Source organism: Staphylococcus kloosii, from assembly GCF_003019255.1.
Taxonomy (GTDB): Bacteria; Bacillota; Bacilli; order Staphylococcales; family Staphylococcaceae; genus Staphylococcus; species Staphylococcus kloosii.
Window position 1 is genome coordinate 1,143,577 of sequence record NZ_CP027846.1, and the last position, 25,165, is coordinate 1,168,741.

At 37.5% G+C, this 25,165-nt stretch carries 18 protein-coding genes, 2 tRNA genes and 3 rRNA genes; 14 read left to right on the forward strand and 9 right to left on the reverse strand.

The genetic code is table 11. From position 1 onward, the window contains the following. The first annotated feature begins 69 nt into the window (after nt 1–69). From alr to rrf, 14 genes are all read left to right on the forward strand, one after another. Nucleotides 70–1,218, forward strand: coding sequence for an alanine racemase (gene alr / locus C7J89_RS05590; RefSeq protein WP_061855668.1), 1,149 nt, complete (start codon nt 70–72; stop codon nt 1,216–1,218). A gap of 86 nt (nt 1,219–1,304) precedes the next feature. Further along, nucleotides 1,305–1,475 (forward strand): type II toxin-antitoxin system antitoxin MazE, encoded by a 171-nt coding sequence (mazE, locus tag C7J89_RS05595; protein ID WP_048793379.1) that lies wholly within the window; start codon nt 1,305–1,307, stop codon nt 1,473–1,475. Further along, nucleotides 1,472–1,831 (forward strand): type II toxin-antitoxin system PemK/MazF family toxin, encoded by a 360-nt coding sequence (locus tag C7J89_RS05600; protein WP_061855667.1) that lies wholly within the window; start codon nt 1,472–1,474, stop codon nt 1,829–1,831. The genes mazE and C7J89_RS05600 overlap by 4 nt, the downstream gene beginning before the upstream one ends. Nucleotides 1,832–2,090: 259 nt before the next feature. Continuing rightward, nucleotides 2,091–3,092 (forward strand): SpoIIE family protein phosphatase, encoded by a 1,002-nt coding sequence (locus C7J89_RS05605; protein ID WP_061855666.1) that lies wholly within the window; start codon nt 2,091–2,093, stop codon nt 3,090–3,092. Nucleotides 3,093–3,172: 80 nt separating this feature from the next. Beyond that, a complete protein-coding gene (locus tag C7J89_RS05610; RefSeq protein ID WP_061855665.1) occupies nt 3,173–3,499 on the forward strand; it encodes an anti-sigma factor antagonist in 327 nt (108 codons plus the stop codon). A 1-nt stretch (nt 3,500) separates the two neighbouring features. Further along, nucleotides 3,501–3,980, forward strand: coding sequence for an anti-sigma B factor RsbW (gene rsbW, locus C7J89_RS05615; protein WP_061855664.1), 480 nt, complete (start codon nt 3,501–3,503; stop codon nt 3,978–3,980). Next, on the forward strand, nt 3,955–4,725 hold the full coding sequence (sigB, locus tag C7J89_RS05620) for an RNA polymerase sigma factor SigB (protein ID WP_061855663.1): 771 nt from the start codon (nt 3,955–3,957) through the stop codon (nt 4,723–4,725). Before rsbW ends, sigB begins: the two co-directional genes overlap by 26 nt. A 145-nt stretch (nt 4,726–4,870) precedes the next feature. Continuing rightward, nucleotides 4,871–7,021, forward strand: coding sequence for a Tex family protein (locus tag C7J89_RS05625; protein ID WP_103295726.1), 2,151 nt, complete (start codon nt 4,871–4,873; stop codon nt 7,019–7,021). Beyond that, the gene (locus C7J89_RS05630; RefSeq protein WP_103295727.1) at nt 7,011–7,466 is read left to right on the forward strand and encodes a SprT family protein; all 456 of its coding nucleotides are present in this window, start codon (nt 7,011–7,013) and stop codon (nt 7,464–7,466) included. The genes C7J89_RS05625 and C7J89_RS05630 overlap by 11 nt, the downstream gene beginning before the upstream one ends. 286 nt (nt 7,467–7,752) lie before the next feature. Beyond that, a tRNA-Leu gene (locus C7J89_RS05635) sits at nt 7,753–7,835 on the forward strand. 24 nt (nt 7,836–7,859) lie between these two features. After that, nucleotides 7,860–7,933, forward strand: a tRNA-Gly gene (locus tag C7J89_RS05640). Between the two features lie 139 nt (nt 7,934–8,072). Next, nucleotides 8,073–9,624, forward strand: a 16S ribosomal RNA gene (locus C7J89_RS05645). A 401-nt stretch (nt 9,625–10,025) separates the two neighbouring features. Beyond that, nucleotides 10,026–12,948 (forward strand): 23S ribosomal RNA (locus tag C7J89_RS05650). A gap of 74 nt (nt 12,949–13,022) precedes the next feature. Beyond that, a 5S ribosomal RNA gene (rrf, locus tag C7J89_RS05655) occupies nt 13,023–13,137 on the forward strand. The 16S, 23S and 5S rRNA genes sit together here with 2 tRNA genes alongside, the layout of an rRNA operon. Before the next feature lie 930 nt (nt 13,138–14,067). On the opposite strand, the gene ilvA is transcribed toward rrf, so the two are convergent. From ilvA to ilvD, 9 genes are all read right to left on the reverse strand, one after another. Further along, on the reverse strand, nt 14,068–15,336 hold the full coding sequence (gene ilvA / locus C7J89_RS05660; RefSeq protein WP_061855562.1) for a threonine ammonia-lyase IlvA: 1,269 nt from the start codon (nt 15,334–15,336) through the stop codon (nt 14,068–14,070). A gap of 29 nt (nt 15,337–15,365) precedes the next feature. Beyond that, the gene (gene leuD, locus C7J89_RS05665) at nt 15,366–15,944 is read right to left on the reverse strand and encodes a 3-isopropylmalate dehydratase small subunit (RefSeq protein WP_103295317.1); all 579 of its coding nucleotides are present in this window, start codon (nt 15,942–15,944) and stop codon (nt 15,366–15,368) included. Nucleotide 15,945: 1 nt separating this feature from the next. Beyond that, nucleotides 15,946–17,316, reverse strand: a complete 1,371-nt coding sequence (leuC, locus tag C7J89_RS05670; protein WP_103295316.1) for a 3-isopropylmalate dehydratase large subunit — start codon at nt 17,314–17,316, stop codon at nt 15,946–15,948. A gap of 15 nt (nt 17,317–17,331) precedes the next feature. Further along, nucleotides 17,332–18,372, reverse strand: a complete 1,041-nt coding sequence (leuB, locus tag C7J89_RS05675; protein ID WP_103295315.1) for a 3-isopropylmalate dehydrogenase — start codon at nt 18,370–18,372, stop codon at nt 17,332–17,334. After that, nucleotides 18,369–19,904, reverse strand: coding sequence for a 2-isopropylmalate synthase (locus C7J89_RS05680; RefSeq protein ID WP_103295314.1), 1,536 nt, complete (start codon nt 19,902–19,904; stop codon nt 18,369–18,371). Before C7J89_RS05680 ends, leuB begins: the two co-directional genes overlap by 4 nt. Nucleotides 19,905–20,047: 143 nt before the next feature. Then, on the reverse strand, nt 20,048–21,052 hold the full coding sequence (gene ilvC / locus C7J89_RS05685; protein ID WP_061855566.1) for a ketol-acid reductoisomerase: 1,005 nt from the start codon (nt 21,050–21,052) through the stop codon (nt 20,048–20,050). A 50-nt stretch (nt 21,053–21,102) separates the two neighbouring features. Then, a complete protein-coding gene (gene ilvN, locus C7J89_RS05690; RefSeq protein ID WP_103295313.1) occupies nt 21,103–21,576 on the reverse strand; it encodes an acetolactate synthase small subunit in 474 nt (157 codons plus the stop codon). Then, nucleotides 21,576–23,357 carry a biosynthetic-type acetolactate synthase large subunit gene (ilvB, locus tag C7J89_RS05695; protein ID WP_103295312.1) on the reverse strand — a complete coding sequence of 594 codons (1,782 nt, stop codon included), beginning with the start codon at nt 23,355–23,357 and terminating at the stop codon, nt 21,576–21,578. The genes ilvN and ilvB overlap by 1 nt, the downstream gene beginning before the upstream one ends. 12 nt (nt 23,358–23,369) lie before the next feature. After that, the gene (gene ilvD / locus C7J89_RS05700) at nt 23,370–25,058 is read right to left on the reverse strand and encodes a dihydroxy-acid dehydratase (RefSeq protein WP_103295311.1); all 1,689 of its coding nucleotides are present in this window, start codon (nt 25,056–25,058) and stop codon (nt 23,370–23,372) included. Nucleotides 25,059–25,165 lie beyond the last annotated feature (107 nt).

Here is a 25,165-nt window from a genome sequence, read left to right on the forward strand (position 1 = left end):
TATATTTTTAATAAACTTAAATTAATAAATGCTTAAATAAATAACTTAGTGAAAGGGTGGAGATAATACATGGCAGATAAATATTATCGATCTACATATGTGAATGTTAACTTGAATGAAATTGCGTCAAACTATCAAATTTTTCAAAAAATACATCCTAAAAAGACAGTGATTCCTGTTGTTAAAGCGAATGGATATGGCTTAGGGAGTATACCTATTGCGAAGAAACTTATGGAAATAGGCGTTGAATTTTTGGCCGTTGCAACATTAGATGAAGCGATTGAACTAAGAATGCATGGTATTAATGCAAAAATTTTAGTGTTAGGCGTAGTTCCTGCAGAACAAATAAATAAGGCGATTCAACACCGCGTAGCATTAACCGTACCTTCACTAAGTTGGTTAACTACTGCAATTACGCATATTTCAGATGATAATGAAAAAGATTTATGGTTACATATCAAGTTAGATACTGGCATGGGTAGATTAGGTATGAAAACTATTGAAGAATATAAAAATACGATTGAAACTATCCATGAGCAAGATCATTTAATATTTGAAGGTGTATTTACTCATTTTGCTTGTGCTGATGAACCTGGAGATTCTATGAATAAGCAACAGCAATTATTTGAAGAAATGGTTGAATCTGCCGAGAAACCTCAATACATCCATTCTCAAAATTCAGCTGGTGCGCTGATGAAAGATACTCAATTTTGTAATGCTGTGCGTGTAGGTATTTCATTATATGGTTACTATCCGTCAGCTTACGTAAAAGAAAATGTTAAAGTTCATCTCAAACCAAGCGCGCAATGGGTAACTGAAATTGTACAAACTAAAACTTTACAATCAGGAGATTCTGTGAGCTATGGCAGCATTTATACAGCAACGGAACCAACAAGAATCGGCATCTTACCAGTAGGTTATGCTGATGGTTTCCCAAGATTAATGACGGGCGCTTACGTAAATGTGAATGGCACACAATGTCGTATTGTCGGTAAAGTTTGTATGGATCAAACAATTATTAAAATTCCTGATCATATAGAGGTAAATGATAAAGTCATTTTAATGGACCATCATACAGATTCACCTCAATCTGCGGAAACGCTGGCAAAACAGCAACAAACGATAAATTATGAAGTACTTTGTAATTTAAGTAGACGATTACCACGTGTATATTATAATTCCGGAAGTGTAGAAATACACAATGAATTATTGAAATAGTATAGTCACTGATTTTAAAATTTGTTATTATAAGTGTAATCACAAATCAAATAAACTATTTCTTTAGTCATACGGAGGTTTTATTCATGTCAAGCTTTAACCAAAGTAGAAACCATAATATAGAACAATCTTTAAAAGAAGGCTATTCTCAAATGGCTGATTTGAATCTCTCCCTTGCAGCAGAAGCTTTTCCCTTTGAATGTGAAGCTTGTGATTGCAATGAATCTTATCTTAGCTCAAATAATACAAGTGATTGATGAGAAGAGGAGATGTATATCTAGCTGATTTATCACCAGTACAAGGGTCTGAACAAGGGGGAGTAAGACCTGTAGTTATCATACAAAATGATACTGGTAATAAATATAGTCCTACCGTAATTGTGGCTGCAATTACTGGTAGGATTAATAAAGCTAAAATTCCAACCCATGTAGAAATAGAAAAGAAAAAATATAAGTTGGATAAAGATTCGGTTATTCTGCTTGAACAAATAAGAACGTTAGATAAAAAGAGACTAAAAGAAAAATTAACGTATTTATCAGAAGACAAGATGAAAGAAGTCAATAATGCGCTTGATATTAGTTTAGGATTACATAATGTTAGAAATCACAAATAAAACCCTTTTATCAATTTAAAATGGTAGAACAATGAAATCAAATTTATGAGTAGCCATTATTGTTTGTTATTCGCATTTAAAAATACATGTATTTTAAATGTGTAACACGAAAGGGTCCATGAATTAAGGCTTTAGGAGATCCTAAAGCTTTTTTAGTTTTTAATATTCACTTGCTCACTATATATTATAATATAATATATATACTTATTACTTATAATAATTTCGATAATAAATACGATTGTTGAGGAGGTTTGTCAGCATGGAAGAATTTAAGAAAAAGTACAAACAGCTTATAGATTTAAGTTTGACGTCATCTGGTAACGATAATCTTGCTGAAAAATGTAGTTCTTACATTGACGAAGTTATAAATAAAGATATTTTACCGGAAGATCTCGTTGAAATTCATAAAGAATATATTACCATGCTTGATTTAAACCAAAAGCAAATTTTGTCTACATTAGAAGTGTTAGAAGAAATAGTTAAAGGCTTTGGTTATAATTATCGTGATTATCAACGACTTGTTGATCGCATGCAACATCATGATAAGGAAATTGATTTAGCTTCAAGGTTACAACAAACTATGTTGAAAACCGATATCCCTCAATTTGATAGTATCCAAATCGGCGTTATCTCCGTTGCAGCCCAAAAAGTTAGTGGTGATTACTTCAACCTTATAGATCACAAAGATGGCACAATGAGTTTTGCTGTAGCTGACGTTATCGGCAAAGGTATTCCAGCAGCTTTAGCAATGAGCATGATTAAGTTTGGAATGGATTCATACGGACATTCCCAATTACCGAGTGATGGTTTGAAAAGATTGAACCGCGTAGTTGAAAAAAATGTTAACCAAAATATGTTTGTGACGATGTTTTACGGGTTATATGAAGAGATGAATCATTTATTGTATTGTAGTTCGGCAGGCCACGAACCAGGTTACATTTATCGAGCCGAGTCACAAGAATTTGAAGAGATAGATGTGCGTGGACGTGTATTAGGTGTAAGCCAACTTACAAGATATAAACAACAAGAAATTCCCATTTACCTTGACGATTTAGTTATCATTTTTACCGATGGTGTTACAGAAGTGAGAGACGAAGAAGGAACATTTTTAGATAAAAGTTACTTACTAAATATGATTCATAAATATAAACATATGCACCCACAAGATATTGTGCAGTTACTTTATGAAGCTATTTTAAAAATTCAAAATCCAAAAAAACGTGACGACTTAACGATATTAATTATTAAACGTGTAAATTAATTATAAATAACTATGGATTAATGAGTAATAACTAGGGGTATATAGAGAATAAATAAGATAATTTTTAGGAGTGTAGCATAATGAATCTTAACATTGAAAAAGTAACTCATGAACAACATTATGAGATTAAAGTAGGCGGAGAATTAGACGTATATACAGTACCTGAACTTGAAGAGGTATTAGTGCCACTTAGACAAGAAGGTACGCACGATATACACGTCAACTTAGAAAACGTGAGTTATATGGATTCCACTGGCTTAGGTTTATTTGTAGGAACTTTAAAAGCCTTGAACCAAAACGATAAAGAATTATATATTTTTGGTGCTTCTGAACGTATTAGCCGTTTGTTTGATATTACAGGATTAAAAGATTTAATGCATGTTAATGAAGGAACGGAGGTTGAATAGCATGCAAAGTAAACAAGATTATATTGAAATGCGTCTACCAGCTTCTGCAGAATACGTGAGTTTAATTAGATTAACATTGTCGGGTGTCTTTTCTAGAGCAGGAGCATCTTATGATGATATAGAAGATTCTAAAATAGCAGTCAGTGAAGCAGTTACAAACGCAGTTAAACACGCATATAAAGATGGCGTTGAAACTGGAATGATAAATCTTTGTTTTGAAATTTTTGAGGATAAAATTAGAATAGTTATTTCTGACCAAGGCGAAAGCTTTGATTACGAAAAAACGAAAGAAGAACTCGGACCTTACAAAGAAAATGAAAACATTGACTTTCTTAGAGAAGGTGGTTTAGGCTTATTCTTAATTGAATCATTAATGGACGAAGTTACAGTCGATAAAAAATCAGGTGTAACTATTAGTATGACAAAGTATATAAAAAAAGAGCAGGTGCGAAATGATGACGAAAGAGTCGAAATCGGTTAACGATGTATCACCTGAACAGATTAACAAATGGATACAAGAGCATCAAAACAATGAAAATACCGATGCTCAAGACAAATTAGTTAATCATTATCGTAAATTGATTGAATCTTTGGCATATAAATATTCTAAAGGTCAATCACATCATGAAGACTTAGTTCAGGTTGGTATGGTCGGTTTAATTGGAGCAATAAACCGTTTTGATTTATCCTTTGATAGAAAATTCGAAGCTTTTTTAGTGCCTACCGTTATTGGAGAAATTAAACGTTATTTACGTGATAAGACTTGGAGTGTTCATGTTCCAAGAAGAATTAAAGAAATTGGCCCACGTATAAAAAAGGTTAGTGACGAATTAACAAATGAATTAGAACGCTCGCCTTCTATTGATGAAATTGCTCAACGATTAGAAGTAAGCGATGAAGAAGTGTTAGAAGCTATGGAAATGAGCCAAAGCTATAATGCACTTAGCGTAGATCATTCAATTGAAGCAGATAAAGATGGATCAACAGTAACTTTATTAGACATCATGGGTCAACAGGACTCTAATTATGATTTGACGGAAAAACGAATGATATTAGAAAAGATTCTGCCCATTTTATCAGAACGAGAACGTCAGATAATTCAATGTACGTTTATCGAGGGATTAAGTCAAAAGGAAACTGGGGAGCGCATTGGTTTAAGCCAAATGCATGTCTCTCGCCTTCAAAGAACGGCAATTAAAAAATTACAAGACGCAGCAAAGAAATAATTATAACTCCTTTCTTAATTTGCATTATTAATGTGAATTACTGGAAGGAGTTTTTGTATTTGTAGTTGAAGTGACCGGCATATTATAGATATTTAGAATATGTTAAAATAAATACCGAAGATATAGACATTAGACGGAGGACATTATGGATAATAATTTAATTCAATCGATACAACAAAAATTTAATTTTACAACAAAACAAATCACTTCAGTTTTACAACTGTTAGAAGATAAAAATACAGTTCCTTTTATTGCCAGATACAGAAAAGAACAAACAGGTGGACTAGACGAAGTTCAAATAAAACAAATTGATGATGAATACCAATACATGGTCAATTTACTAAAAAGAAAAGAAGAAGTTATTCATAATATTGATGAGCAAGGTCTATTAACAGATGATTTAAAACAAGATATTTTAAAACAAACAAAATTACAAAGAGTTGAAGATTTATATAGACCTTTCAAACAAAAGAAAAAAACACGTGCTACTGAAGCAAAACGTAAAGGTCTTGAACCTTTAGCGAAGTGGATACAACATCCGACAGAAGATAGTTTAGAAAATACAGCCAAACAATATCTCACAGATGAAGTGACTTCAGTAGAAGATGCCATAAAAGGTGCGCAAGATATCATTGCAGAACAAATTTCCGATAATCCTAAATATCGTAGTAAGATTTTAAAAGATACATATCATAATGGTAGTATTACTTCACATAAAAGAAAAAATGCAGAAGATGAAAAAGCAATATTTGAAATGTATTATGATTTCAGCGAACCGATTAAACGCATTGCTAATCATAGAGTGTTAGCGATGAACCGTGGTGAAAAAGAAAAAGTTCTTACTATAAAGTTAGATATGGATAATGCTAATTTGCAAAAATTTATTTACCAACAAGAAGTAAAGAACAGTAATAAAGTAAATTACTTAATAGATGAAGCGATTCAAGATAGTTTGAAAAGATTAATTATGCCTTCTATTGAACGTGAAATTAGAGGGGATTTAACTGAAAAAGCAGAAAACCACGCTATAGATGTGTTCAGTGAAAATTTAAACAATCTATTACTTCAACCACCATTGAAAGGAAAGCAAATATTAGGTGTAGACCCAGCATTTAGAACAGGATGTAAATTAGCCGTTATAAATCCATTAGGTACTTTTATAGCAAAAGGCGTCATTTACCCACATCCACCAGTTAATAAAACAAAACAAGCAACAACGACAATGTTACAGTTTATTAAGGATTATAATATTGAATTAATTGCCATTGGTAATGGAACAGCTAGTAGAGAAACAGAACAGTTTACTGCTAATTTGATTCAAGAACATAACTTAAATGTACAGTTTATTATAGTTAATGAAGCGGGTGCTTCTGTTTATTCTGCATCAGAAATTGCACGTGCAGAGTTTCCTGATTTTCAAGTTGAAGAAAGAAGTGCAGTATCAATCGGACGTAGAGTTCAAGATCCTTTAAGTGAATTGGTAAAAATCGATCCTAAATCTATTGGGGTAGGTCAATATCAACACGATGTAAACCAAAAATCATTAGAAGGTGCGCTTACTTTCGTAGTAGAGAAGGCAGTTAACCAAGTTGGTGTGGATGTAAATACAGCTTCTAAATCTTTATTACAATACGTTTCAGGTTTATCAAGTACGATTGCTGATAATATTATTAAATATAGAGAAGAACAAGGTTCAATTAAACACAATAAAGAAATAGCGGGTGTTAAACGTTTAGGCGCTAAAACGTTTGAACAAAGTATAGGTTTCTTACGTATAACTAATGGAGAAGAACCATTAGATAATACTTCAATTCACCCAGAAAGTTATGCTGTAACATATAAGCTACTAGATGAAATTGGTTTTGATGCTTCACAATTAGGGTCTCAAGAATTAAAAGCAAAATTGAATAATATAGATTTACAACAATTTGCAACGAAACTTGATGTCGGGTTACCAACTTTAGAAGATATAGTGAAGTCATTAATAGCGCCTAATCGAGATCCTCGTGATAACTTTGATACTCCTATTTTAAAATCAGATGTATTATCAATTGATGATTTATCTACTGGCATGAAGTTAAGTGGAACAGTTAGAAATGTAGTAGACTTTGGAGCTTTTGTCGATATCGGCGTTAAACAGGATGGTTTAGTACATGTATCAAAATTATCAAAACGCTTTGTTAAAAATCCAATGGACATTGTAAGTGTAGGAGATATAGTAGATGTTTGGATTATCGGGATAGACGAAAACAAAGGAAAAGTATCATTATCGATGGTTGATCCAAATGAACAATGATGATTTACAAACATTAGTAACAAAACTATCTGTAACTCACTTTGACAAAAACTTTAAACATAAAGCTTACTTTAACCATAGGTTGCGGACTACTGGTGGAAGATACCTACTAGATAGCCATAATATTGAAATAAACTATAAGCAATATGAAAAATTTGGCATAGAAGCAATTAAAGACATCATTAAACATGAATTATGTCACTATCATTTGCATATAGAAGGCAGAGGCTATAAACATAGAGATAGAGATTTTAAAATTTTAAGTGCTTCTGTCAATGCACCACGTTTTTGTACACCAACTAAAAGTTATGAAGAAAGAGCAAATTATTTATATCAATGTACTAAATGTGGAAAACAGTTTATGAGAATTAAAAAAGTTAACACGAGAAAAATGGCTTGTGGCTTATGTAAAGGTAAGTTGAAGTTGTTAAATACATTAAAATAAAATTTAAATCCGCCCAAAAATGGGCGGATTTTATAATATAATATATAAAATTATCACTGAATGTGTAATATAGTTATTTTAAAGAAAAATATTATTAATTAAATATATAAAAAGCATTGACGCTGAAGGGTATAATGTCGTATAGTAATAAATGTCGAAAAAACAGCGCATCAAACAAATAGTTAACGATTCACTGATTAAAATTTAACTTATAAAGTTGTTGACATAGACATTTAATTACAGTATAATTAATAATGTTCTAAATTGATAACTTCCGTTTTGCCAAGCGGTCGTGGCGGAATGGCAGACGCGCTAGGTTGAGGGCCTAGTGGGAGAGATCCCGTGGAGGTTCGAGTCCTCTCGACCGCATCAAAAACATTTAATTTTATATATGCGGGTGTAGTTTAATGGCAAAACCTCAGCCTTCCAAGCTGATGTTGTGGGTTCGATTCCCATCACCCGCTCCATTTAGAAAGATAATGAACATTGAAAACTGAATTGCAATATGTCAACGTTAATTCCAAACGCAACGATATAATCGTTGGTTTAAACGTGTTAGAGATAACACACAATTAGTATTTATGAGCTAATCAAACATCATAATTTTTTATGGAGAGTTTGATCCTGGCTCAGGATGAACGCTGGCGGCGTGCCTAATACATGCAAGTCGAGCGAACAGATAAGGAGCTTGCTCCTTTGACGTTAGCGGCGGACGGGTGAGTAACACGTGGGTAACCTACCTATAAGACTGGAATAACTTCGGGAAACCGAAGCTAATGCCGGATAATATGTAGAACCGCATGGTTCTACAGTGAAAGATGGCCTTGCTATCACTTATAGATGGACCCGCGCCGTATTAGCTAGTTGGTAAGGTAACGGCTTACCAAGGCAACGATACGTAGCCGACCTGAGAGGGTGATCGGCCACACTGGAACTGAGACACGGTCCAGACTCCTACGGGAGGCAGCAGTAGGGAATCTTCCGCAATGGGCGAAAGCCTGACGGAGCAACGCCGCGTGAGTGATGAAGGTCTTCGGATCGTAAAGCTCTGTTATTAGGGAAGAACAAGTGCGTAAGTAACTGTGCGCACCTTGACGGTACCTAATCAGAAAGCCACGGCTAACTACGTGCCAGCAGCCGCGGTAATACGTAGGTGGCAAGCGTTATCCGGAATTATTGGGCGTAAAGCGCGCGTAGGCGGTTTCTTAAGTCTGATGTGAAAGCCCACGGCTCAACCGTGGAGGGTCATTGGAAACTGGGAGACTTGAGTGCAGAAGAGGAAAGTGGAATTCCATGTGTAGCGGTGAAATGCGCAGAGATATGGAGGAACACCAGTGGCGAAGGCGACTTTCTGGTCTGTAACTGACGCTGATGTGCGAAAGCGTGGGGATCAAACAGGATTAGATACCCTGGTAGTCCACGCCGTAAACGATGAGTGCTAAGTGTTAGGGGGTTTCCGCCCCTTAGTGCTGCAGCTAACGCATTAAGCACTCCGCCTGGGGAGTACGACCGCAAGGTTGAAACTCAAAGGAATTGACGGGGACCCGCACAAGCGGTGGAGCATGTGGTTTAATTCGAAGCAACGCGAAGAACCTTACCAAATCTTGACATCCTTTGACCACTCTGGAGACAGAGCTTTCCCCTTCGGGGGACAAAGTGACAGGTGGTGCATGGTTGTCGTCAGCTCGTGTCGTGAGATGTTGGGTTAAGTCCCGCAACGAGCGCAACCCTTAAGCTTAGTTGCCATCATTAAGTTGGGCACTCTAAGTTGACTGCCGGTGACAAACCGGAGGAAGGTGGGGATGACGTCAAATCATCATGCCCCTTATGATTTGGGCTACACACGTGCTACAATGGACAATACAAAGGGCAGCTAAACCGCGAGGTCATGCAAATCCCATAAAGTTGTTCTCAGTTCGGATTGTAGTCTGCAACTCGACTACATGAAGCTGGAATCGCTAGTAATCGTAGATCAGCATGCTACGGTGAATACGTTCCCGGGTCTTGTACACACCGCCCGTCACACCACGAGAGTTTGTAACACCCGAAGCCGGTGGAGTAACCATTATGGAGCTAGCCGTCGAAGGTGGGACAAATGATTGGGGTGAAGTCGTAACAAGGTAGCCGTATCGGAAGGTGCGGCTGGATCACCTCCTTTCTAAGGATATATTCGGAACATCTTCTACGAAGATGAAACGGAATAACGTAGACATATTGTATTCAGTTTTGAATGCTCATAGAGTATTCAAAGATTGTACATTGAAAACTAGATAAGTAAGTAAAATATAGATTTTACCAAGCAAAACCGAGTGAATTAGAGTTTTAAAAAGCTTGAATTCAAACTAAAATAATCGCTAGTGTTCGAAAGAACACTCACAGATTAATAACATTTTGGGTTTTGAGTTAAACATTGCGTTTGACTTCGATAGATGTTTTCAAAAGAAAACGTTTGTCAGTCAATGCGTTGCGAGGATGATTTAAGGCGTTTACTTCTGTAAACAACTGACAATCAGACGAAGCAACAAAGCAGAATGCGAGCGTTTGACTTGAAAACAAAAAGATTAAGTTATTAAGGGCGCACGGTGGATGCCTTGGCACTAGAAGCCGAAGAAGGACGTTACTAACGACGATATGCTTTGGGGAGCTGTAAGTAAGCTTTGATCCAGAGATTTCCGAATGGGGAAACCCAACACGAGTCATGTCGTGTTATCAACATGTGAATACATAGCATGTTAGAAGGCATACCCGGAGAACTGAAACATCTTAGTACCCGGAGGAAGAGAAAGAAAAATCGATTCCCTGAGTAGCGGCGAGCGAAACGGGAACAGCCCAAACCAACAAGCTTGCTTGTTGGGGTTGTAGGACACTCTATACGGAGTTACAAAAGTTATTGTTAGACGAAGTATCTGGAAAGATACATCAAAGAAGGTAATAATCCTGTAGTCGAAAACGATAACCCTCTTGAGTGGATCCTGAGTACGACGGAGCACGTGAAATTCCGTCGGAATCTGGGAGGACCATCTCCCAAGGCTAAATACTCTCTAGTGACCGATAGTGAACCAGTACCGTGAGGGAAAGGTGAAAAGTACCCCGGAAGGGGAGTGAAAGAGAACTTGAAACCGTGTGCTTACAAGTAGTCAGAGCCCGTTAATGGGTGATGGCGTGCCTTTTGTAGAATGAACCGGCGAGTTACGATTTGATGCAAGGTTAAGCAGGAAATGTGGAGCCGTAGCGAAAGCGAGTCTGAATAGGGCGTTGAGTATTTGGTCGTAGACCCGAAACCAGGTGATCTACCCATGACCAGGTTGAAGTTCAGGTAACACTGAATGGAGGACCGAACCGACTTACGTTGAAAAGTGAGCGGATGAGTTGTGGGTAGCGGAGAAATTCCAATCGAACCTGGAGATAGCTGGTTCTCTCCGAAATAGCTTTAGGGCTAGCCTCAAGTGATGATTATTGGAGGTAGAGCACTGTTTGGACGAGGGGCCCTTCTCGGGTTACCGAATTCAGACAAACTCCGAATGCCAATCAATTTAACTTGGGAGTCAGAACATGGGTGATAAGGTCCGTGTTCGAAAGGGAAACAGCCCAGACCACCAGCTAAGGTCCCAAAATATATGTTAAGTGGAAAAGGATGTGGCGTTGCCCAGACAACTAGGATGTTGGCTTAGAAGCAGCCATCATTTAAAGAGTGCGTAATAGCTCACTAGTCGAGTGACACTGCGCCGAAAATGTACCGGGGCTAAACATATTACCGAAGCTGTGGATTGTCCGTAGGACAATGGTAGGAGAGCGTTCTAAGGGCGTTGAAGCATGATCGCAAGGACATGTGGAGCGCTTAGAAGTGAGAATGCCGGTGTGAGTAGCGAAAGACGGGTGAGAATCCCGTCCACCGATTGACTAAGGTTTCCAGAGGAAGGCTCGTCCGCTCTGGGTTAGTCGGGACCTAAGCTGAGGCCGATAGGCGTAGGCGATGGATAACAGGTTGATATTCCTGTACCACCTAAATTCGTTTTAAGCGATGGGGGGACGCAGTAGGATAGGCGAAGCGTGCTGTTGGAGTGCACGTCCAAGCAGTAAGACTGAGTGTTAGGCAAATCCGGCACTCATAAGGTCAAGCTGTGATGGGGAGAGGAAATTGTTTCCTCGAGTCGTTGATTTCACACTGCCAAGAAAAGCCTCTAGCTAGAATATTAGGTGCCCGTACCGCAAACCGACACAGGTAGTCAAGATGAGAATTCTAAGGTGAGCGAGCGAACTCTCGTTAAGGAACTCGGCAAAATGACCCCGTAACTTCGGGAGAAGGGGTGCTCTCTAGGGTTAACGCCCGGGAGAGCCGCAGTGAATAGGCCCAAGCGACTGTTTATCAAAAACACAGGTCTCTGCTAAACCGTAAGGTGATGTATAGGGGCTGACGCCTGCCCGGTGCTGGAAGGTTAAGAGGAGTGGTTAGCTTCTGCGAAGCTACGAATCGAAGCCCCAGTAAACGGCGGCCGTAACTATAACGGTCCTAAGGTAGCGAAATTCCTTGTCGGGTAAGTTCCGACCCGCACGAAAGGCGTAACGATTTGGGCACTGTCTCAACGAGAGACTCGGTGAAATCATAGTACCTGTGAAGATGCAGGTTACCCGCGACAGGACGGAAAGACCCCGTGGAGCTTTACTGCAGTCTGATATTGAAATTCGGCACAGTTTGTACAGGATAGGTAGGAGCCTTAGAAGCGTGAACGCTAGTTTACGTGGAGGCGTTGGTGGGATACTACCCTCGCTGTGTTGGATTTCTAACCCGCACCATTGATCATGGTGGGAGACAGTGTCAGATGGGCAGTTTGACTGGGGCGGTCGCCTCCTAAAGAGTAACGGAGGCGCTCAAAGGTTCCCTCAGAATGGTTGGAAATCATTCACAGAGTGTAAAGGCATAAGGGAGCTTGACTGCGAGACTTACAAGTCGAGCAGGGTCGAAAGACGGACTTAGTGATCCGGTGGTTCCGCATGGAAGGGCCATCGCTCAACGGATAAAAGCTACCCCGGGGATAACAGGCTTATCTCCCCCAAGAGTTCACATCGACGGGGAGGTTTGGCACCTCGATGTCGGCTCATCGCATCCTGGGGCTGTAGTCGGTCCCAAGGGTTGGGCTGTTCGCCCATTAAAGCGGTACGCGAGCTGGGTTCAGAACGTCGTGAGACAGTTCGGTCCCTATCCGTCGTGGGCGTAGGAAATTTGAGAGGAGCTGTCCTTAGTACGAGAGGACCGGGATGGACATACCTCTGGTGTACCAGTTGTCGTGCCAACGGCATCGCTGGGTAGCTATGTATGGACGGGATAAGTGCTGAAAGCATCTAAGCATGAAGCCCCCCTCAAGATGAGATTTCCCAACTTCGGTTATAAGATCCCTCAAAGATGATGAGGTTAATAGGTTCGAGGTGGAAGCATGGCGACATGTGGAGCTGACGAATACTAATCGATCGAAGACTTAATCAATTTAAATGTTTTGATTGGTAAAATGATATTTACTTACTATCTAGTTTTGAATGTATAACTTTTATACATCATTGTCTGGTGACAATGGCAAGGAGGTCACACCTGTTCCCATGCCGAACACAGAAGTTAAGCTCCTTAGCGCCGATGGTAGTCGGACTTACGTCCCGCTAGAGTAGGACGTTGCCAGGCAATCAAGAGACCCAAGGGTCTCTTTTTTTTATGCCTAAAAGGAGCTTAACTTCTTAAAGTAATGTTTAGAACACTTTAAAACATTTTAAGACCGAAGGTCTTTATATTAACTACAAATAGAATATTAAACCTTTGGCGCAGAGAAAGCGTTTGAAGATGACGAACTCAGTGCATCGCGCCACGCGCTTACGAGCAGGTAAGCAAGTAAGCGAGGCATGCAAGTGAGGAAAGATGCGAGCGCTTGCCTCAAGCCAAGGAAGCTTCTTAGCGCCGATGGTAGCAGACTTACATCCCGCTAATAATAGAGGAACACAGGTGAATAACACCTGTGTAAGTCCCACTAAACTTAAAGAGTGGGTTGCCAGGCAATCAAGAGAGCAAAAGGTCTCTTTTTTTTATGCCTAAAGGAGCTTAACTTCGTAAAGTAATTATTAAATTACATTAAGACCGTAGGTCTTTTAATATAAATTGAAAATAAAACATTAAACCCATTGGCGCAGAGAAAGCGTTTGAAGATGACGAACTCAGTGCATCGCGCCACGCGCTTACGAGCAGGTAAGCAAGTAAGCGAGGCAAGCAAGTGAGGAAAGATGCGAGCGCTTGCCTCAAGCCAAGGAAGCTTCTTAGCGCCGATGGTAGCAGACTTACATCCCGCTAATAATAGAGGAACACAGGTGAATAACACCTGCGTAAGTATCACTAACCTCATAAATGAGGAAGTGACACTTTAAAAGGAATACAGTTGCCAGTGCAACTGCATAAGTCCCACTAACCTTATAAATAAGGAAGTGACACTTTAAAAGGAATACAGTTGCTAGTGCAACTGCATAAGTCCCACTAACCTCATAAATGAGGAAGTGGTACTTTAGTGGTACTTTAGTGGGACTTTAAAAAAAGGTTCTATACACTTTCGTATATAGAACCTTTTAATTAAATTAATAATGAATAAAGCATTTTGTTTTCATTAATATAAATATTAGATGGATCAAATTCAGTAACATTGGCTTTTAAATTATCCAAGTCACTATGGTTGTTTAGTTGAATACCAATTATAACGGTACCTGTATTTTGAGATGATTTTTTGAGATATTCAAATTTAGTAATATCATCTTTAGGTCCAAGTACGTCGTTTACAAATTCGCGTAAAGCGCCTGGTCTTTGTGGGAAGTTCAAGATAAAGTAATGTTTCATTTCTTCGAATAGTAATGAACGTTCTTCAATCTCTTTCATTCTGTTAATATCATTATTACCACCACTTACGATACAAACGACGTTTTTGCCTTTAATTTTAGATTTATATTGCTCTAATGCAGATACACTTAATGCACCAGCGGGTTCTGCAATAATAGCTTGTTTAGAATACATATCTAATATTGTAGAACAAACGGCACCTTCATCTACTTGTACGTATTCATCTACAACTTTTTGAGCAATGTCATAAGTAATTTCTCCGACTCGTGCAACGGATGCACCATCGACGAATTTTTCGATATTTTCTAATGTAACAATTTTATTTTCAACAACTACTGATTCATACATGCTGCTTGCACCAGCTGGTTCAACACCTACAATTGATGTATCTTTCGAATGGTCTTTAAAATAAGTACCTACGCCTGAAATAAGACCACCGCCACCGATAGCAGCAAATAGATAATCAAAGTGAATATCGTCCTCTTTAGATTGTTCAATAATTTCTTTGGCTAACGTACCTTGTCCTGCAATTGTATAAATATTATTGAAAGGGTCAATGAAATTCATTGCGTAATCTTGTGTATATGTGAGTGCTTCTTTTAAGCATTCATCGAATGTATCACCTGTTAAAACAACCTCAACATTACTGCCACCAAAGAATTTTACTTGGTTTATTTTTTGAAGTGGGGTTGTTACAGGCATAAAGATTACAGCAGTTAAATTTAATTTACTCGCTGTGTATGCTACACCTTGTGCGTGATTTCCTGCACTAGCACAAGTTATACCATTTTGTCGGTCTTTCTCATTTAAAGCGATAATTGCGTTATAAGCACCTCGAAGTTTAAATGAACGTACCCACTGAAGATCTTCGCGTTTTAAGTAAACGTTACAATCATATTTATGTGATAGATAGTGATCTTTTTGTAGGGGTGTTTCTTTTGCAACATCTTTTAAATTTAAAAAAGCTTCATCTATATCTTTGGATGATACTGTAGTTTTAACTGTCATAAATTTCACACCTTTACTTTTGAATTTCTTTATTGAAATGCTTTTGCATTTTCATAAGCTGCAATTTCATCTTCATATTGCAGTGTTACTGCTATATCATCTAAACCATTTACGAGTTTGTTTTTCCACGTAGCATCAATATCGAAATGGAAAGATTTTTCAGGAGTTGATACGGTCTGATTAGGTAAATCTACTGTTATTTCTGAGTATGAAGCCAAATGTTTTCTAGCATCTTCATCTAAAGAAATAGGTAACATACCATTTTTTGTACAATTCATATAGAAAATATCACTATAACTACCAGCGATTATAATATCGAATCCATAGTCTTTAATTGCCCATGCTGCGTGTTCTCTACTAGAACCACAACCGAAATTATCGCCAGTAACTAGTATTGATGCGCCTTCATATTCAGGTTTATTAGGGTTAAAGTCTGGGTTGTCAGAACCATCATCTAAATAGCGCCATTCATCAAATGCGAAAGGGCCGAAACCAGTTTTAGAAATTCTTTTCAAATGAACTTTAGGAATAATTTGGTCAGTGTCAATATTATCATGGAAAAGTGGTACTATTTTTCCAGTATATGTTGTGATTGGTTTTACATCCATGTTAAACGACCACCTTTCTAACATCTACGAATTTACCATTGATTGCGGCAGCAGCTGCCATTGCAGGGGAGACAAGATGTGTACGTGCACCTTTACCTTGACGTCCTTCAAAGTTTCTATTACTTGTAGAAGCACAATGTACACCATTAGGTACTTGGTCTGGGTTCATGCCTAGACACATTGAACAACCTGGCTCTCTCCAATCAAAACCTGCTTCTTTAAATATTTTATCGATACCTAGCTTTTCAGCTTCGTGCTTAACTGTTCTTGAGCCTGGAACAACGATAGCAGTAATATTTGGGTGAACTTTATTTCCTTTTACGATGTGACTTGCTTCCACTAAGTCAGAAAGTCTAGCATTTGTACATGAACCTAAGAATACATAGCCTAATTCAATATCTTCTGCTTTTTGACCAGGTTGTAGACCCATATAGTCATATGCGCGTTCATCATTAACATTTTTAATCTCAGGGAAAGGTGTGTTAAAACTAACACCCATTTCAGGATTAGTGCCCCAAGTAACTTGAGGTTCTAGATCAGTTACATCCATTTCGATAACTTTATCGAATTGAGCGTCGTCATCTGTATATAATTCACGCCATTCATCAACATCATATTGATAATTTGTAGCATATGGACGACCTTTGACATATTCAAATGTAGTTTCATCAGGTTGCATCATTCCGTATTTTGCACCTGCTTCAATTGCCATATTACAAATTGTCATACGTGCTTCCATAGAAAGGTTACGAATTGTTTCTCCAGAAAACTCTAGGGCATAACCTGTACCAAAATCTACACCATATTGATTAATAAGATATAGAATTATATCTTTAGCATAGACGCCAGTTGGTAGTTTACCTTTAACGTCAATTTTAAGATTTTTAGGTTTAGTTTGCCACAATGTTTGTGTTGCAAAAACATGTTCAACTTCACTCGTACCAATACCAAAGGCAATGGCACCGAATGCACCATGTGTAGCAGTATGTGAGTCACCACATACTATTGTTTTGCCCGGTTGAGTTAAACCAGTTTCTGGTCCAACCATGTGTACAATACCTTGTTCATCTGAGCCCATATCAAAAATATGAACACCGAATGCTTTAGCATTTTCTTGCAAAGTTGTGATTTGTTTATTTGCAATTTCATCCTTAATATTAAAAATATCAACGGTAGGCACGTTATGATCTAACGTTGCATAAGTTAGATCTGGTCTTCTAAGTTGTCTATTCTGAAGTCTAAGTCCTTCAAATGCTTGAGGAGATGTAACTTCATGAATTAAATGTAAGTCAATGTATAATAACTGCGGAGAACCTTCTTCCCCAGTCAAAACGTGTTTGTTCCAAACTTTATCGAATAGTGTTTTACCCATATGACATCTCCTCCTTTATATATTTTCTTTCACAAATTGAAAGACTTCTGTAGTAGTACTTTGACCTCCAAGGTCACTTGTCGTCTTGCCATCTTTAATAAGTTGATAAACTGTTTGTTCTAAATGTGATGCTGCTTGTTCTTCGCCAAAACTTTCTCGTAGACACATAGCTACGGATAGTAACATACCAAATGGATTTGCTTTGTTTTGGTTTGCAATGTCAGGCGCAGAACCGTGTATAGGTTCGTAAAGTCTTGTTCCTTGTTCACTAAAACTAGCTGATGGTGACAAACCTAAAGAACCTGGCATAACAGAAGCTTCATCACTTAAAATATCACCAAATAGATTTTCAGTTACAATAACGTCAAATTGAGTTGGATTAGTAATTAAATGCATTGCGCAAGCATCAACAAGTAGGTGATTGACTTCAACATCTGGATATTCTGTCGCTACATTATTAATAACTTGGCGCCATAATTTACTAGATGATAAAACGTTCTCTTTATCTACTGATGTGAGCTTTTTATTACGCTTTTGTGCTAGTTTAAATGCAACATGTGCGATACGTTCAATTTCTGGTTTTGTATATGTTAATGAATCTAATGCTTGATCTTGATTCCAATGTTTTGGTTCACCGAAATAAATACCACCAGTTAACTCACGAACGATTACAAAATCTGTACCAGTTACTCGTGATTCTTTAATAGGGGACAAATGACTTGTACCTTGAGTTACTGTTGTAGGTCTAATATTTGCAAAGAGACCTAGTGTTTTTCTAATACCTAATAGGCCTTGTTCAGGTCTGTTATTTGGGTCAGTCCATTTTGGTCCACCAACTGAACCTAAAAGTATAGCATCGGCATTTTGACAAGCCGTTAATGTGTCATCTGGTAATGGTGTACCATGATTATCGATAGCGATACCACCGAAATCATATTCTTCAACAGAGTAATCGAAATTAAATTTTTTACTTAGTTGTTCTAAGATTTCTAATGAACCACTCATAATTTCAGGTCCTATACCATCTCCAGGTAATGAAACTATGTTATAACTCATGACTTTATGCCTTCTTTCTCAGTTGATTCATTTACATATTTGGCTTGAGCTTCTACATATGATTTACAAGAAGCTAGTAAGATATCATGGTCGATACCTACGCCTGAGACAATTTGGTCATCAATTTTAAGTTGAACGTGTACTTCCGCTTGTGCGTCAGAGCCTTCAGTAACGGAATCAATGGTATAATCTAATAGTTCAGTTTCTCTATCGAAAATACGGTCCACTGCATTATATACAGCGACGATTGATCCTGTACCAATACTAGAATCTTGATAAGTATTACCATCTTTGTCTTTAATGACTACTACAGCACTTTGTAGGCCATTAGAGACGAATTGTAATTGTAATGTATCTACTTGATAGCTTGCACTTTGTTCATGAGATGTACCTTGGATTAATGCATGTATATCTCTGTCTGTAACTGCTTTTTTCTTATCTGCAATTTCTTTAAATTGCTTGAATAGAACTTTTTGTTCTTCAGGTTCTACATCATAACCTAAAGCAGTAAGTTTTTCTGCAAAAGCATGTTTACCAGATAGTTTGCCTAGTGGTAATTCTGTCGTTTTAACACCGACAAGTTGTGGTGTCATAATTTCATAAGTTTCAGGGTTTTTAAGTACACCATCTTGGTGAATTCCTGATTCGTGGCTGAATGCATTTTGTCCGACAATTGCTTTGTTTTTAGGGACTCGAATACCTGCGTAACGGGCAATCAAATCAGAAGTTTGTTTTGTTTCGGCTAAATTGATTTTTGATTGGTTTTGGTAATGATCTTGGCGAACGTAAAGGCCAAGTGCAACTTCTTCAAGTGCCGTATTACCTGCACGTTCTCCAATACCATTTAAAGTACCTTCAATACGTTTAGCACCATTTTCGATTGCTGCCATACTATTAGCAACAGCTAATCCTAAGTCGTCATGACAATGTGCGCTATAAATTACTTCGTGATCACTTTCGATAGTTTCGATTAATGTTTTAAATATTTTGCCATATTCAGTTGGATAACTGAAACCTACAGTGTCTGGTATATTAATAACACTTGCACCAGCATCTACAGCTGTTTGTACAGCTTTTAATAAGAAATCTGGTTCTGTACGTGTTGCATCTTCTGGTGAAAATTGTACTACTTCGAAATATTGTTTAGCGTACTCAACATGTTCTTTAATAGATTCAAGCACTTCATCTTGTGACATTTTAAGTTTAGAATCACGATGAATAGGGCTTGTGGCGACGAAGACGTGAATTCTAGGAATTGCAGCTTCTTTAGTTGCTTCATAAACTGCATCGATATCTGATTTTACACAACGTGCTAAGCCACATACGGCCGTAGTTGTTAATGTTTTAGCAATGGCTTCTACCGATTTAAAACTTCCTGTGCTGGAAGCGGGGAAGCCTGCTTCTATAATATCTACTCCCCATTTTTCTAGTTGTTGAGCTATTTTTAGTCTCTCTTCGAAAGAAAAGTTGACTCCTGGTGTTTGTTCCCCGTCTCTAAGTGTTGTATCAAAAATTTGAATATGGCTACTCATTTTAAACATCTCCTAACTATATAATTATCCCGAAAAAGATCTCTTTAGTATGAATAATTCGTAACTGATGACGAATCACCAATACTCTATAGAGTACAGTGATTGTCAAAATAAAGTTACGAAACAACTAAAGTAATACTTTATTATTTTTCAATACTTTTAGATTTAATAAATGGCATCATTTCTCTTAGGTCGCGACCAACTGCTTCGATTTGATGACCATGTTGTTCTTCACGTAATTTATGGAATTCATTAAAGTTGTTTTCACTGTCTTTAATGAAACGATCACTAAAGTTACCATCTTGAATATCTTTTAATACGGCTTTCATATTGTCTTTAACATCCGGTGTGATTACACGTGGACCTGAAACATAGTCACCAAATTCAGCTGTATTAGAAATTGAGTAACGCATGTTTTCCATGCCACCTTCGTACATAAGGTCAACAATTAATTTCATTTCATGTAGTACTTCGAAATAAGCGATTTCTGGTTGGTAACCCGCTTCAACTAATGTTTCGAAACCAGATTGGATTAATTTTGTTACGCCACCACATAATACTGTTTGTTCACCAAATAGGTCAGTTTCAGTTTCTTCAGCAAATGATGTTTCAATAACACCAGCTCGTGTTGCGCCGATACCTTTTGCGTAACTTAATGCTACGTCTCTTGCTTCGCCACTTGCATCTTGTTCAACTGCGAATAGGGCAGGTACTGCGCTACCTTCAGTAAATGTACGACGAACTAAATGTCCTGGACCTTTTGGTGCGATTAAGAATACATCTACTGTTGAAGGTGGTTGAATTACATCAAAGTGAATGTTGAAACCATGTGCAAATACTAATGCGTTATTATCTTCTAAGTTTGGTTCAATTTCTTCTTTATATACACTACCTTGAATTTCATCAGGCAATAGAATCATGATTACATCAGCTTGTTTTGCTGCTTCGTCCACTGGATATACTTCAAAGCCATCATCTTTTGCTTTATTGAAAGATTTACCTGGGCGGATACCGATGATTACATCGTAACCATTATCTTTTAAGTTTTGAGCATGAGCATGGCCTTGAGAACCATAACCGATAACTGCAATTTTCTTTCCTTGTAATGCATCTTTCGTTACTGATTGATCATAATAAACTGTTGTCATAATAAAATCCTCCATGTTTTGTTAAATTGATTTCTTAATATTCAGACAAATTAAATAATGCCTGCTGAACCTGTTCTTGCTATCTGTTCTATGTTGTATGATGATAGATCATCTATTAAATTGTCCATCGTGTATTGTGGACCTGAAGCTTGAAGATAAGTAAATTGTTCTTCATCCTTCAAAATAGATACTAGCGCATCATACGGTTGGATTAGCTTTTGTAATTGTTCATTGTTTTCAGGTGTGCGTAATTTTACGAGTACTAATTCTCTGTTATAAGTATTTGTATCTGTGATATCTTCAACACTTATAATATTAATTTGCTTTTCAAGCTGCGTAATTAAATTTCTTAATACGTCACTGTCAGGCACTTCTGCCACGAAAGTAATATCAGAAATACCTTCTTCAACTGTTGGCGTGGCAGACAATGTAACAATGTTAAATTGTCTCCTGACAAAGATACTTGTTAAACGATTTAATGTACCAGCTTTATCTCTTACTTTCGTACGAAAAGTTCTTCTCATTATAAGCCCTCCATTTCGTGATTAGGTTTACCAGAAGGGACCATAGGTGTAACTGCTTCAACGGGTGAAATTCTAACTTCAATTAATGCTGGACCGTCATAAGCGAAAGCTTCGTCTAATTGTTGTTCTAGTTTACTTGGGTCATCAATCATATAACCTTTAACGCCATATGCTTCACCTAATTTAATGAAGTCGGGTTGATCATTAAATACAGAATGTGAAAATCTTTGTTTAAAGAATTTATCTTGCCATTGTTTAACCATACCTAAAGTACCATTATTTACTAGTACAACTTTAATGTCTAAACCATATTCACCTAAGATTGCAAGTTCTTGGTTAGTCATTTGGAAACCACCGTCTCCAACGAATGTAACAACTGTTTTATCAGGTCTAGCTAATTTTGCTCCAATCGCTGCAGGAATACCGAAGCCCATTGTACCTAAGCCACCACTTGTAACTAATTGGCCATGTGTTTTAAATGGATAATATTGTGCTACCCACATTTGATGTTGACCAACGTCTGTAGTAACGATTGCATCTCCCTCAGTGATTTTACCAACGTGTTCAATCGTACGTTGTGGTTTAGAGAAATTATCTTCCTCTTCACCATATTTGAAAGGATGAGTTGCTTTATTGTTGTTGCAAGTGTCTAACCATTCATCATGTCTGATTGAATAACTATCAAAAGCTAATAAAGCTTCTAATACTGCTTTACAATCTGCAACGATACCTAAATCAGTATCAATAATTTTATTAATTTCTGAAGGATCGATATCTACGTGTACGATTTTGGCATTAGGCGCAAATTCATCAGGGTTACTCGCTAATCTGTCATCAAATCTACTACCAAAGTTGATAAGTAAATCACAGTCAGTTAGTGCCATGTTACTCGCATATGAGCCATGCATACCGCCCATACCTAAAAATAGGGGATGTTCGTACGGAATAGCACCTAAACCTAATAATGTAGTAACAACTGGTAGTTGGTGACGATTAACAAATTCAGTAAATGTTTCATTTGCTTTAGCATGATTAATACCAGCACCAGCTAAGACAACTGGTTTGCGTGCTGTTTTTAAGTAATCACGAAGTTTTTGAATTTCATCAAACTTAGGTTCTTTCGGTATAGAATAACCAGGTAAATCCAATTCCTCAGATAGTTCGGCATTTGTTGATAAAATACCCATATCTTTAGGGAAGTCAATTACTACAGGTCCTTTTCTACCAGTATTTGCGATATGAAATGCTTCATGAATAATTGTTGGTATATCACTTACATTTTTAACTTGGTAGTTGTGCTTCGTAATCGGTGTCGTCATTGATAGTAAGTCTGCTTCTTGGAATGCATCTTTACCAATTCCTGGTGTTGCAACTTGACCAGTAATAACTACTAATGGTAAGGAATCGCTATAGGCATCAGCAATTCCAGTAATAGCATTAGTAGCTCCAGGGCCACTTGTTACAACTACAACACCTGGTTTGCCAGAAACACGCGCATAACCTTCGGCAGCGTGTGTTGCACCTTGTTCATGTCGTGCGAGAATGTGTTTGATTTTACCATCATAAAACGTGTCATAAAGTGGTAAAACTGCACCACCTGGATAGCCAAATATAAAATCTACATTTTCATGTGCAAGTGAGTCAACTAGCAATTCAGAACCAGTTTTCATATCATTTATAGTTTCAGTCTCTAGTTCAGTTTGTTCATAAGCTTCGTTAGGTTCGATTTGTTCCAAAGTTTCATTTTGCTCTTGGTAAATCGTTTCTGCTTGTTTAGCCATTTTACTTCACTCCTAAATGAGATTTTCAGGTACTTGCATGATGCCACCCGTATTGGCACTTGTAACTAATGCTGTATATCTTGCAAGATAACCAGTCTTTACTTTTGCTTTAAATGGATTTAATTCTTGTTTTCTTGCTTCTAATGTTTCAGTAGGTACATCAGCTTCTAATGTACGTTCAGTTAAGTTAATCGTAATGTCATCACCATCTCTGATTAATCCAATTGGACCACCAGATGCTGCTTCTGGAGAAATATGTCCTACTGCTATACCACGTGTCGCTCCAGAAAAACGTCCGTCTGTGATAAGTGCAACATCTTTTCCTAATCCTCTGCCTACAATCGAAGAAGTAGGGGCTAACATCTCTGGCATTCCAGGACCACCTTTAGGACCTTCATATCTAATAACTACAACGTGACCTTCACGAACTGTGTGGTTATCGATAGCTTCAACTGCTTCATCATGTGAGTTGAAGCAAATAGCTTTTCCTTTAAATACTTTAATTGAAGGATCAACACCACCGACTTTGATAACTGCACCTTTAGGAGCTAAATTACCGTATAGAATAGAAAGTCCACCTTGTTTATCGTATGGATTATCTAAATGTCTAATGACATCTGCGTTAGTAATTTCTTTGCCTTCGTTGTTTTCTCGTAAAGTTTTACCTGTAACTGTGATACGATCTGGATGTAAAGTACCTTCTTTTTTGAAAAGTTCATTAATTATTGCTGGGACACCACCTGCTTCATGTACATCATGCATTGAATATGAAGAACTTGGTGCAATTTTTGATAGGTAAGGTGTCTTTTTAGCTATTTCGTTAATGCGAGTTAAATCGTAATCAATGCCTGCTTCGTTAGCAATTGCGAGTGTGTGTAATACAGTATTTGTAGAACCTCCCATTGCCATGTCTAAAGCAAATGCATCATCAATAGCTTCTTTAGTAACGATGTCTTTTGGTTTAATATCATTTTTTATGTTATCAACTAATCTAAATGCTGCTTCTCTAATCATCTCTCTACGTTGATCACTGACTGCTAATGCAGTACCGTTATATGGGAGAGCTAATCCTAGTACTTCCATCAAACAGTTCATTGAATTTGCTGTAAACATTCCTGAACAAGATCCACATGTTGGACATGCATTTTGTTCCATATCTAAAAATTCTTCTTTAGAAATTGAACCGTCTTTAAATGCTCCAACAGCTTCGAACATTGATGATAGGGTAAGTGCTTTACCTTCTGTTGATAGTCCTGCTTTCATTGGTCCACCTGAACAAAAGACTGCAGGTACGTTAGTTCTAACAGATGCTAATAACATGCCTGGTGTGATTTTGTCACAGTTTGGAATATAAAATACGCCATCGAACCAATGTGCATTTATAACTGTTTCAGCAGCATCTGCGATGATTTCTCTTGAAGGTAAGGAATATCTCATTCCTATATGACCCATTGCTATACCATCGTCAACACCAATTGTATTGAATTCGAAAGGTATTGCTCCGGCTTCTCTAATTGCTTCTTTTGCAATATCAGCAAGTTCTCTTAAGTGAACATGTCCTGGGACGATGTCTATATAAGAGTTACAAATTGCTACAAAAGGTTTGTTCATATCTGTTGGTTTTTCTAATGCCCCGGTGGCATGTAAAAGACTTCGTGCTGGCGCCTGTTGATCTCCTTTTTTTATCATGTCGCTTCTCATTTGAATTCCCCCATAAAAAATGAAAATAAAAAGACGTCCCAATATTTTTATTGGGACGTCTTACAAGTCCCATTCAACTAGAAATAGGACTTAAACTTTTAGTAGTT